Here is an 11,989-nt window from a genome sequence, read left to right on the forward strand (position 1 = left end):
TGGGCGCTCGTGCGCGCGAACCATCGAGGAGGATGGGATGGCGGTCTACCCCTACGCCGTAGCAGCTGACACGCTCGACCTGTCGAGCGGCAACCTCTACCTGACCGCCGGCGTCGCCCTCATCGGCGTCGTGTGCATCGCGATGGGGCTGGTCTTCCGCTCCCAGGTGCTCGCCGCCGACCCCGGCACCGAGCGCATGCGCGAGATCGGCGCCGCCGTCGAGGAGGGCGCCCACGCCTACCTGCGCCGGCAGTTCCGCACCCTCGGCGTCTTCGTCGTCATCGTCTTCGTGCTCCTGCTCGCCCTGCCCGCGGACTCCGCGGGGGTGCGCTGGGGGCGCTCCGGATTCTTCCTCCTCGGCGCCGGCTTCTCCGCCGCGATCGGCTACCTCGGGATGTCCCTGGCGGTGAAGGCCAACGTCCGCGTCGCCGAGGCCGCCCGGACCTCCGGGCGCGACGAGGGCATGCGGATCGCCTTCCGCACCGGCGGCGTCGTCGGCATGTTCACCGTCGGGCTCGGCCTGCTCGGCGCGGCCGTCGTCGTCATGGCCTACCAGGGTGACGCCCCGAAGGTCCTCGAGGGCTTCGGCTTCGGCGCCGCGCTCCTCGCGATGTTCATGCGCGTCGGTGGCGGCATCTTCACCAAGGCCGCCGACGTCGGCGCCGACCTCGTCGGCAAGGTCGAGGCCGGCATCCCCGAGGACGACCCGCGCAACGCCGCGACGATCGCCGACAACGTGGGCGACAACGTCGGCGACTGCGCGGGCATGGCCGCGGACCTCTTCGAGTCCTACGCCGTCATGCTCGTCGCCGCCCTCATCCTCGGCTCGGCGGCCTTCGGCGAGAGCGGGCTCGTCTTCCCGCTGCTCATCCCCGCCGTCGGCGCCCTCACCGCGCTGCTCGGCGTCTTCATCACCAGGGCGGCACCCGGGGGCGACGCCCTCGCGGCGATCAACCGCAGCTTCTACATCACCGCCGCGATCTCCGCCGTGCTCACCGCGGTCGTCGCCTTCGTCTACCTGCCGAGCAGCTACGCCGAGCTCGGGAGCCGCAACCAGGACATCGCCGCGATGTCCGGAGACCCCCGGCTCGCCGCGCTCCTCGCGGTGCTCCTCGGCATCGTCCTGGCCGCCGTCATCCTGTGGCTCACCGGCTACTACACCGGCACCGACAAGCGCCCGACGAAGGACGTCGCCCGTACGACGCTCACCGGCGCCGCGACGGTCGTTCTCTCCGGCATCGGGCTCGGCCTCGAGTCGGCGGTCTACAAGGTCACCACGATGGCCATCGCCATCTACCTCGTCTTCCTCCTCGGCGGCGGGTCGGTGACGCTCTCGCTCTTCTTCATCGCGCTCGCCGGCTGCGGCATCCTCACGACGGTCGGCGTGATCGTCGCGATGGACACCTTCGGCCCGGTCTCGGACAACGCCCAGGGCATCGCGGAGATGTCGGGGGACGTCGACGCGGAGGGCGCCCAGGTGCTCACCGAGCTCGACGCCGTCGGCAACACGACGAAGGCGATCACCAAGGGCATCGCCATCGCCACCGCGGTCTTCGCCGCCACGGCTCTCTTCGGGTCCTACACCGACGCCTGGAGCGCTCAGCTGGAGACCACCGCGACCGCGCTCGGCGACGAGATCTCCCAGGGGTCCATCGACGCCGGCGCCATCCCCGGCATCCAGCAGAGCATCGACGACTTCAACGTCAGTGCCGCCTCCGAGATCGTCAGCCCCCACACGCTCGTCGGGCTGCTCCTCGGCGCGGCGGTCGTCTTCCTCTTCTCCGGCCTGGCCATCAATGCGGTGACCCGCGCCGCCGGTGCCATCGTCTTCGAGGTGCGCCGTCAGTTCCGCGAGCACCCCGGCATCATGGCGGGCACGGAGAAGCCCGAGTACGCGCGGGTCGTCGACATCTGCACCAAGGACTCGCTGCGCGAGCTCGCGACCCCCGGCCTGCTCGCCGCCCTCACCCCCGTCGTCGTCGGCTTCGGCCTCGGCATCGGGGCGCTCGCCGGCTTCCTCGCCGGCGCCATCGCGTGCGGCGCGCTCATGGCGGTCTTCCTCGCCAACTCCGGCGGGGCGTGGGACAACGCGAAGAAGATCGTCGAGGACGGGCACCACGGCGGCAAGGGCTCCGACGCCCACGCGGCCGCCGTCATCGGCGACACCGTCGGCGACCCCTTCAAGGACACCGCCGGACCGGCGATCAACCCCCTCATCAAGGTGATGAACCTCGTCTCGGTGCTCATCGCCCCCGCGATCGTCGTGCTCACCGTGCGCGAGGAGCCGATGACGTGGGCGCGCCTGCTCATCGCCGGGGTCGCGCTGGCGATCATCGTCGTCGCGCTGATGATCACCAAGCGGCGCGACCTGGCCATCGCCGGCGACGACGCCCCGGACGACGACGGCCGCGAGGTCTACGCCGCTCCCACGCAGGCCTGAGCGGGTCCCCCTTCGCCCGGTCCCGCGGCGAAGGGGGAGCGCCCGCCGCGCCCGTAGGCTGGGTCGTCGTGACGTCCGCCGCGCCGATGACCCCCGACCACCCCGCGCCCGCCCTCGACCCCGAGCTGCTCGGCCGGCTGCGCGCCGACCTCGACCAGGCGGGCGTCGACGTCGACGCCCTCGAGGAGCTGCTCGGGCCGGTCGCCTCCGGCGCGCTGCACCGCGAGGACCCGCTGCCCGCCCGGTGGCGGCTGCGCGAGGTCGACGGCTCGCTCGCGACCTTCGTGCGCCTCTTCACCCTCGGCGACCCGGTCGACCCCGCCGAGGTCGACGAGCTGCTGCCGACCCTCACCGCCGCCGGTCTCGTCGAGCTCGGTCTGGCCCGGGAGGACGGGACCTCGCTGCGCTCGACCGCCGAGGTGCGCCCCTACGGCGACGAGAGCCGGACCTGGTACGTCCTGTCCGACCACGGCGAGACGGCGCTGGGGACCTCGCTGCCCGTCGACCACGTCCTCGGCATCGGTGGCGCGTCGACGACCCTGGCCGCGTGGACCCCTCGGCCGGAGGTGCGCCGTGCCCTCGACCTCGGCACCGGCTGCGGCGTGCAGTCGCTCCACCTGTCGACCCACGTGGACGAGGTCGTCGCGACCGACCTGTCGCAGCGGGCCCTCGGGTACGCCGCGGTCAACGCCGCGCTCGCCGGGCTCGACCTCGACCTGCGGGCGGGCTCGATGCTCGAGCCGGTGACGGGGGAGCGCTTCGACCTCGTCGTGAGCAACCCCCCCTTCGTCATCACCCCCCGACGTGCCGACGTGCCGCTCTACGAGTACCGCGACGGCGGGGCGGTCGGCGACGAGGTCGTCGCCTCGCTCGTGCGCGACCTCGGCGTGCACCTCGAGCCGGGGGGCCTGGCCCAGCTGCTCGGCAACTGGGAGGTGCGCGAGGGGCAGGACTGGCGCGACGTCGTCGGTGGCTGGCTCGACGCCGCCGAGGCGGCCGGTCATCCCGTCGACGCCTGGGTCGTCCAGCGCGAGGAGCAGGACCCCGCCGAGTACGCCGCGACGTGGTCGCGCGACGGCGGGCAGCGTGCGGGCACGCCCGAGCACGAAGGGATGAGCCTGGCCTGGCTCGAGGACTTCGCGGCCCGGGGGGTCGAGCGGGTCGGCTTCGGCGTCATCACCCTCCAGCGGCCGGTGGGGGAGCGTCCGACCTTCCGCGACCTCGTCGACCACCGCGGACCCGTCGCGACGCCCATGGGTGCGTCGGTGCTCGCCGGGATGCGGGCCCGGACCTGGCTCGCCGAGCACGACGACGCCGCCGTCCTCGACGTCGCGTGGAGCTGCCCGACCGATGTCACCGAGGAGCGGCACACCCGGCCGGGCGAGGCGGACCCGACGGTCATCGTCCTGCGCCAGGGCGGCGGTCTGGGGCGGGTCATGCAGCTGAGCACGGTGACCGCGGCGCTCGTGTCGGTGTGCGACGGCGAGCTCACCGCCGGGGTCGCCGCGGGGGCGATCGCCGGGCTGCTCGACCTCGACCCCGACGCGGTGCGCGCGGAGGTCGTGCCCTTCGTGCGCGAGGCGGTGGCGGACGGGCTGCTCGTGCGCTGACCGCCGTGGGCTCGACGCTTGTGAGTGAGCACTCACTCATCTATCGTCGACCGGGTGACCCCCCGTGCCCCCGCGATGAGCCCCGACGACCGGCGGGCGGCCATCGTCGACGTCGCCATCCCCCTGCTGCGCGAGCACGGCCCGGGTCTGACGACCCGGCAGGTCGCCGAGGCGGCCGGCATCGCCGAGGGCACGCTCTTCCGCGCCTTCGGCAGCAAGGACGAGCTCGTCCAGGCCTGCGCGACGGCCGTCCTCGACCCGGCGGCAGCGGTCGCCGAGCTCGGCGAGGTCGACCCGTCGCTGCCGCTCGACGACCGGCTCGTCGCCGGCGTGGCCGTCGTGCAGCGCCACGTCGAGCAGGTCGTCGCGCTCATCTCCGTCCTCCACCACGCCGGTGTCGTGCCGCCGGTGGACAAGGCCCGGCACCGCGGGCCGGGCGACCCGGCCCTCGACGCGGCCTTCACCGCTCTCGTCGGCGACGACGCCGGCGCCCTGCGCAAGCCCGTCGACGAGGTCGTCGGGCTGCTCCAGCTGCTCGCGCTGTCGAGCGTCCACCCGCTGATGTCGGCCCGGCGCCTCGACGCGGCCGAGATCGTCGACGTCGTCCTCGACGGCACCCGGAGGTCCTCGTGACGCTCGTCCGCCTCGTGCGCACCCACCTGCGGCCCTACGCCGCGGTGCTCGTGCTCCTCCTCGGCCTCCAGCTCGCCGGCACCCTCGCCTCGCTCTACCTGCCGAGCCTCAACGGCCGGATCATCGACGAGGGCGTCGCCGTCGGCGACACCGGCTTCATCCTCGCCGCCGGCACGGCGATGCTCGTCGTCTCGCTCGTCCAGGTCGTCGCGACGATCGGGGCCACCCGCATCGGCGCGCAGACCGCGGCCTCGCTCGGGCGTGACGTGCGAGCCTCGGTCTTCGCCCGGGTCGGCGCCTTCTCCGCCCAGGAGCTCTCGCGCTTCGGGGCGCCGACGCTCATCAGCCGCAGCACCAACGACGTCACCCAGGTGCAGCAGGTCGTCTACATGGCGCTGGCGATGATGGTCACGGCACCGCTGACGATGGTCGGCGGCATCATCATGGCGCTGCGCGAGGACGCCGGGCTGTCCTGGCTCGTCGCGGTCGCCGTGCCGGCGCTCGCCGTCGCCATCGGCGTCATCATCGCGAGGATGATCCCGCACTTCCAGGCGATGCAGCGGGCCGTCGACTCGGTCAACCGCATCCTGCGCGAGCAGATCACCGGCGTGCGGGTCGTGCGGGCCTTCGTGCGCGAGGACGTCGAGCGAGATCGCTTCGCGCGGGCCAACGAGACGTACACGGGCACGGCGCTCGCGGTCGGGCGGCTCATGGCGCTCGCCTTCCCCCTCGTCATGGTGATCTTCAACGCCTCGACGGTCGCCGTCATCTGGTTCGGCGCCATGCGGGTCGACAGCGGTCAGATGCAGGTCGGGGCGCTCACCGCCTTCATGGCCTACCTCATCCAGATCCTCATGTCGGTGATGATGGCGACCTTCATGGCGATGATGGTGCCGCGCGCCGCGGTCTCGGCCGGGCGCATCACCGAGGTCCTCGAGACCGAGCCCACGGTGCGCGCCCCGGACGAGCCGGTGGCGCTGCCCGCAGGGCCGGTCGGGGTCGAGCTGCGCGGCGTGAGCTTCGCCTACCCGGGGGCGCAGGAGCCCGTGCTGCGCGAGATCAGCGTCGTCGCCCGACCCGGCACGACGACCGCCGTCGTCGGCTCGACGGGCGCCGGCAAGACGACTCTCGTCGGCCTGGTGCCCCGGCTGCACGACGTCACCGGGGGCCAGGTGCTCGTCGGCGGGGTCGACGTGCGCGACGCCGACCCCGAGGACCTGTGGAGCCGGCTCGGCCTCGTGCCCCAGCGCCCCTACCTCTTCACCGGCACCGTGGCGAGCAACCTGCGGCACGGCGACCCCGACGCCACCGACGACGACCTGTGGCAGGCGCTGCGCGTCGCCCAGGCGGAGGACTTCGTCCGGGCGCTGCCCGAGGGCCTCGACGCCCCGATCGCCCAGGGCGGCACGAACGTCAGCGGTGGCCAGCGCCAGCGCCTGGCGATCGCCCGCGCGCTCGTGCGCCGCCCGTCGGTCTACCTCTTCGACGACTCCTTCTCGGCCCTCGACGTCGCGACCGACGCCCGCCTGCGCGCCGCCCTCCGCCCGGTCACCCGGGAGGCGACCGTCCTCGTCGTCGCGCAGCGCGTGTCGAGCATCGTCGACGCCGACTCGATCGTCGTCCTCGACGCCGGGGTCGTCGTCGGGCAGGGCACGCACGACGAGCTGCTCGGCTCGTGCCCGACGTACGTCGAGATCGTCTCGAGCCAGCAGGCGACGCAGGAGGCAGCATGAGCGAGCTCGGCACCGCGGAGGAGCGGGCGGCCAAGGAGCGGCGCGGACCGGGGTCGGCCCACCGCGGCGGCCCCCCGCACGCCGCGATCGGCGTCCCGACCGACACCTCGCAGGACTTCGTCGCGGGCGCCCGGAGGATCCTGGGGCTGCTGCGTCCCGAGCGGCTCGTCGTGTGGACCACCGTCGTCCTCGCCGTGGGCAGCGTCGTGCTCAACGCGATCGGGCCGAAGGTCCTCGGCCGCGCGACCGACCTCGTCTTCGCCGGGTCCTTCGGGCGGCAGATCCCGGCCGGGGTCAGCCAGGAGCAGGCCGTCGAGCAGCTCCGGGCCCGTGGCGAGGACCGCGTCGCCGACGTGCTCGCCGCGATGGACCACGTCGTGCCCGGGCAGGGCGTCGACACGGGAGCGCTCGGCCGGGTGCTGCTCGGCGTCCTCGCGATCTACGTCGTCGCGGCCGCGCTCCAGCTCGTCCAGGGCCGGCTGCTCACCGGGGCGGTCAACCGCACCATCTACCGGCTGCGCGAGGACGTCGAGGACAAGCTGCACCGGCTGCCGCTGCCGTACTTCGACGGCCAGCCCCGCGGCGAGCTGCTGAGCCGGGTGACCAACGACATCGACAACGTCGCGCAGAGCCTGCAGCAGACCCTCAGCCAGCTGCTCACCTCGCTCCTCACCGTCGTCGCCGTCGTGTCGATGATGCTGTGGATCTCGCCGCTGCTCGCGCTCATCGCGCTCGTGACGATCCCGGTGACGATGCTCGTCACCGCCGCCATCGGCAAGCGCAGCCAGCGACACTTCGTCCAGCAGTGGAAGAGCACGGGCGAGGTCAACGCCGTCGTCGAGGAGACCTTCACCGGGCACGAGCTCGTCAAGGTCTTCGGTCGTCAGGAGCAGTCGGCACGCGACTTCGCCGTGAAGAACGACGAGCTGCACCACGCGAGCTTCCGGGCCTCCTTCATCAGCGGCGTCATCATGCCGACGATGATGTTCATCGGGAACCTCAACTACGTCGCGATCGCCGTCGTCGGCGGGCTGCGGGTGGCCAGCGGCACGATGAGCCTGGGCGACGTGCAGGCCTTCATCCAGTACTCGCGCCAGTTCACCCAGCCGCTCACCCAGGTCGCCTCGATGGCCAACCTCATGCAGAGCGGGGTCGCGTCCGCCGAGCGCGTCTTCGCGGTGCTCGACGCGCCCGAGCAGGAGCCCGAGGCGCGGACGCCGACGAGCATCGAGGACCCGCACGGCCGGGTCGCCTTCGAGGACGTGTCCTTCTCCTACACCGCGGGCAGCCCGCTCATCGAGCACCTCGACCTCGTCGTCGAGCCGGGGCAGACCGTCGCCATCGTCGGCCCCACGGGCGCGGGCAAGACGACCCTCGTCAACCTCGTCCTGCGCTTCTACGAGCTCGACGGCGGGCGGATCACCCTCGACGGCGTCGACATCACCGAGCTGACGCGCACGGGCCTGCGCAGCCGGATCGGCATGGTGCTCCAGGACACCTGGCTCTTCGCCGGGACCATCCGCGAGAACATCGCCTACGGGCGCCCGGGGGCGAGCGACGAGGAGGTCCTCGAGGCGGCCCGGGCCACCTTCGTCGACCGCTTCGTGCACGCGCTGCCCGACGGCTACGACACGGTCCTCAACGCCGAGGCCGGCAACCTCAGCGCGGGGGAGCGCCAGCTCGTCACCATCGCGCGGGCCTTCCTCGCCCAGCCCTCGCTGCTCATCCTCGACGAGGCGACGAGCTCGGTCGACACGCGCACCGAGCTGCTCGTGCAGCAGGCGATGGCCGCGCTGCGCAGCGACCGGACGAGCTTCGTCATCGCCCACCGTCTCTCGACGATCCGCGACGCCGACCTCATCCTCGTCATGGAGGAGGGGCGCATCGTCGAGCAGGGCTCGCACGCCGAGCTGCTCGCCGCCGGCGGCGCCTTCGCGGCGCTCTACGCGGCGCAGTTCTCCGGGGCGGTCGACCCGGACGCAGCAGTGGGCGCCGGCTCCGTGGTCTGACCCGCGGTGCCGACGCCCACCGGTCGCTCACATGCCGAGCGTGATCTTCCAGGCGTCGTCGACCTTGATAAGCTTGACGTCGCTGTCCTTGCCGTCGTAGGTCGTCTTGACCGTCGCGCTGTTGCCGTCCTCGGAGACGGTGGCGTCACCGATGTCGAGCTTGTCGGGGTCGGCGACGAGCTCGTCGCCGCCGCCGCCCTCCTCGACGGACTTCTTCATCGTCTCGGCGCAGTCGCCCTCGCCGGCCGACTCGACCGTCTTGACGAACTCGGGGTCGAGCATCTCGCAGACCTTCGAGTAGTCCTTGTCCGCCGCGGCGTTCGCGAACTCCTCGACCGCGTCCTCCGGGCCGTCGCCGCTGCCGCAGGCGCTGAGGCCGAGGGCGAGCACGGCACCGAGGCCGGCGGTCATCATCGTCTTGGTCATCGCTGTCATACCCCTGTCTCGTCACCGGCCACGGCGGCCGGTCTGCGGCGAGGATAGCCACGATCCGGCCCGCGGTAACTGGGGAGGACTCCCCGGTCGCCGGGACCGGGTCATGGGCGTAGGTTGCCAGGGCCGTCCCCCCGGGGACGCGACCTGGAAGGAGACCCATGACGCCGCCACTGACGTCACTGCCGGCGCTCATGCCGCCGGCTGCAGACACCCTCATCGACGCGAACGCCGTCGACTACCTGCTCGTCGCCCTGTACTTCGCCTTCGTCCTCGGCGTCGGCATCATGGCCCGTCGCTCGGTGAGCGACTCCGTCGACTTCTTCCTCTCGGGCCGCTCGTTGCCGGCCTGGGTGACCGGCCTGGCCTTCATCTCGGCCAACCTCGGTGCCGTCGAGATCATGGGCATGTCGGCCAACGGCGCCGAGATCGGCATGCCGACCTTCCACTACTTCTGGGTCGGCGCGGTCCCCGCCATGCTCTTCCTCGGCGTGGTGATGATGCCCTTCTACTACGGCTCGAAGGTCCGCTCGGTCCCCGAGTTCATGTACCGCCGCTTCGGCACCGGTGCGCACGTCGTCAACGCCTTTTCCTTCGCGCTGGCCCAGCTGCTCATCGCGGGCGTCAACCTCTACCTGCTCGGCTCGATCGTCCAGGCCCTGCTCGGCTGGCCGCTGTGGGTGGCGCTCATCGTCGCGGCCGCGATCGTCCTGTCCTACATCACCCTCGGCGGGCTGTCGGCGGCGATCTACAACGAGGTCCTGCAGTTCTTCGTCATCGTCGCCGCGCTGCTCCCGCTGACCCTCATCGGCCTGCACCGCGTCGGCGGCTGGGGCGGGCTCAACGACAAGATCACGGCGGCCGCGCAGAACGCGCCGTCCGACGCCGGTGTCGCCTCCGCGAGCCAGCAGCTCGACTCGTGGCCCGGCCAGGCGCTGTCCGGCTTCGACTCGCCGATCCTGTCGGTCATCGGCATCGTCTTCGGCCTGGGCTTCGTGCTCTCCTTCGGCTACTGGACGACGAACTTCGTCGAGGTGCAGCGCGCGCTCGCCTCGGACTCGATCTCCTCGGCCCGCAAGACGCCGATCATCGGCGCCTTCCCGAAGATGTTCATCCCCTTCATCGTCATCATCCCCGGCATGGTCTCGGCGGTGCTCGTCACCGAGATGATCGACCTCAAGAACGGCGGCACGCCGACCGGCGGGGCGAGCGGCGACGTCAAGTACAACGACGCGCTCCTGCTCCTCATGCGCGACGTGCTGCCCAACGGTCTGCTCGGCCTGGCGATCGCGGGTCTGCTCGCGGCCTTCATGGCCGGCATGGCGGCCAACATCTCGGCCTTCAACACCGTCTTCAGCTACGACATCTGGGAGCGCTACGTCCGCAAGGACCGCAGCGACGACTACTACCTGCGGATCGGGCGTCTGGCCACCGTCGCGGCAACGATCATCGCGATCTTCACGGCGTCCATCGCGGGTGGCTTCTCCAACATCATGGACTACCTGCAGACGCTCTTCGGGTTCTTCAACGCACCGCTCTTCGCGACCTTCATCCTCGGCATGTTCTGGAAGCGGATGACCCCGACGGCCGGCTGGACCGGTCTCGTCGCGGGCACCCTCTCGGCCGTCGCGCTGTGGGTCTGCGGCAACCCCGACATGCTCGCCCTCTTCGAGCTGCCGGGGCAGGGCCTGGCTTTCGCCGCCGCGAGCACCGCCTTCGTCGTCGACGTCGTCGTCAGCGTCGCGGTGACGATGGTGACCAAGCCCAAGCCGGCCAGCGAGCTCAAGGGCCTGGTCTACTCGGAGACGCCGAAGGAGGACCTCGTCGACCCGCACGAGGCCGGTCGTCCCTTCTACCAGCGCACCGTCCCGCTCGCCGGGATCGCGCTGCTCATCGTCGTCGTCCTCAACTTCGCCTTCTAAGGAGCGCTGATCGTCATGGCAGACACCGCAGGCCGCAAGACCGCCGGCGCCTTCGACATCCGGACCTTCATCGGCTCCCTGCTCGGGCTGTACGGCCTCATCCTCACCCTCATGGGGATCTTCGGGGACAAGGAGCTCGAGAAGACGGGTGGCATCAACGCCAACCTCTGGACCGGGCTCGCCCTCCTCGCGATCGGCATCGCCTTCATCAGCTGGGCGCGGTTGCGTCCGATCATCGTGCCGGAGCACGTCGAGCCGGCCGGGGACGACCCGACCCGGCCCGCACCGCGGCGCAAGCAGCGCGACCACTAGCCGGCCGCCGAGCCGGCAGCGCGAAGGGGGACCCCGGACGGGGTCCCCCTTCGTCATTCCCGCGGCGGCTCAGCTGAAGGTGAAGGACCGCTTGCTCAGGCCGTACCAGAAGCCGTCGACCGTGCTCTCGACGTCCGTCGCGCCGGAGGCGTGCGCCGCGCCGAGGGCGAGGTAGAGCGGCGCCCAGTGCTCGGTGCGCGGGTGCGCCTCGTGGGCGGCGGGGGCGACGTCGAGCATGTTGACGAGGGCGTCGACGTCCTGCGCCTCGACCGCCTCCTGGGCCCAGTGGTCGAACTCGGCGGAGGCGGCCGGCGGGGGCGCGTCGGCGCCGGCCCGGGGGTCGAACCACCGCAGGTTGTGCGTCGTGAAGCCCGAGCCGACGACGAGCGTGCCCTGGTCGCGAAGGGGGGCGAGCGTGCGCCCGATCTCGAAGAGGGTCGTCGGGTCGAGGGTCGGCATCGACATCTGCAGCACGGGGACGTCCGCGTCGGGGTACATCTCCACGAGCGGCACGTAGGCCCCGTGGTCGAGGCCGCGCGTCTCGTCGCGGCGCACCTCCAGGCCACGGCCGCCGAGCAGGCCGGTCACCTCGTCGGCGAGAGCAGGGGCGAGCGGGGGCGCGTACTCGACCTCGTAGTAGTGCTGCGGGAAGCCGTAGAAGTCGTAGGTGAGCGGCACCTGGCGCTGGGTCGGGCTCACCGTCACCGGCACGTCCTCCCAGTGCGCCGAGATCATGAGGATGCTCGTCGGCTTCGTGAAGCTCGAGGACCAGTCGGCGAGCTGCTGGGTCCAGCGGGCGTCGTCGGCCAGGGGAGGGGCGCCGTGGCTGAGGTAGAGGACGGGAGCGGTCATGACGGCAGAATAGTTGACCCATCAAGTTAAAACAACAACCCTGTCC

9 protein-coding genes are annotated in these 11,989 nt (G+C 71.9%); 7 read left to right on the forward strand and 2 right to left on the reverse strand.

The window, feature by feature from the left end:
• Nucleotides 1-37 precede the first annotated feature (37 nt).
• From LIV55_RS12995 to LIV55_RS13015, 5 genes are all read left to right on the forward strand, one after another.
• Nucleotides 38-2,440 (forward strand): sodium-translocating pyrophosphatase, encoded by a 2,403-nt coding sequence (locus LIV55_RS12995; protein ID WP_229300502.1) that lies wholly within the window; start codon nt 38-40, stop codon nt 2,438-2,440.
• 68 nt (nt 2,441-2,508) lie between these two features.
• On the forward strand, nt 2,509-4,050 hold the full coding sequence (locus LIV55_RS13000; protein WP_308012914.1) for a DUF7059 domain-containing protein: 1,542 nt from the start codon (nt 2,509-2,511) through the stop codon (nt 4,048-4,050).
• 54 nt (nt 4,051-4,104) lie between these two features.
• Nucleotides 4,105-4,683 carry a TetR/AcrR family transcriptional regulator gene (locus LIV55_RS13005; RefSeq protein WP_191680662.1) on the forward strand — a complete coding sequence of 193 codons (579 nt, stop codon included), beginning with the start codon at nt 4,105-4,107 and terminating at the stop codon, nt 4,681-4,683.
• Nucleotides 4,680-6,416 (forward strand): ABC transporter ATP-binding protein, encoded by a 1,737-nt coding sequence (locus LIV55_RS13010; protein ID WP_229300504.1) that lies wholly within the window; start codon nt 4,680-4,682, stop codon nt 6,414-6,416. The genes LIV55_RS13005 and LIV55_RS13010 overlap by 4 nt, the downstream gene beginning before the upstream one ends.
• Nucleotides 6,413-8,425, forward strand: coding sequence for an ABC transporter ATP-binding protein (locus LIV55_RS13015; protein WP_229300506.1), 2,013 nt, complete (start codon nt 6,413-6,415; stop codon nt 8,423-8,425). The genes LIV55_RS13010 and LIV55_RS13015 overlap by 4 nt, the downstream gene beginning before the upstream one ends.
• Before the next feature lie 27 nt (nt 8,426-8,452).
• Here LIV55_RS13015 and LIV55_RS13020 read toward each other — a convergent pair whose 3' ends face one another.
• Entirely contained in the window at nt 8,453-8,860 is a 408-nt protein-coding gene (locus tag LIV55_RS13020) for a nuclear transport factor 2 family protein (RefSeq protein WP_083968506.1), read from the reverse strand.
• A gap of 158 nt (nt 8,861-9,018) precedes the next feature.
• Between LIV55_RS13020 and LIV55_RS13025 the strand changes: the two genes are divergently transcribed.
• Both LIV55_RS13025 and LIV55_RS13030 read left to right on the forward strand, forming a co-directional pair.
• Entirely contained in the window at nt 9,019-10,779 is a 1,761-nt protein-coding gene (locus LIV55_RS13025) for a sodium:solute symporter family protein (protein WP_229300508.1), read from the forward strand.
• Between the two features lie 15 nt (nt 10,780-10,794).
• On the forward strand, nt 10,795-11,091 hold the full coding sequence (locus tag LIV55_RS13030) for a hypothetical protein (RefSeq protein WP_229300509.1): 297 nt from the start codon (nt 10,795-10,797) through the stop codon (nt 11,089-11,091).
• A gap of 69 nt (nt 11,092-11,160) precedes the next feature.
• On the opposite strand, the gene LIV55_RS13035 is transcribed toward LIV55_RS13030, so the two are convergent.
• Entirely contained in the window at nt 11,161-11,943 is a 783-nt protein-coding gene (locus LIV55_RS13035) for a dioxygenase family protein (protein ID WP_229300511.1), read from the reverse strand.
• Nucleotides 11,944-11,989: the final 46 nt, after the last annotated feature.

The sequence above is a fragment of the Janibacter melonis genome, assembly GCF_020567375.1.
Taxonomy (GTDB): Bacteria; Actinomycetota; Actinomycetes; order Actinomycetales; family Dermatophilaceae; genus Marihabitans; species Marihabitans melonis.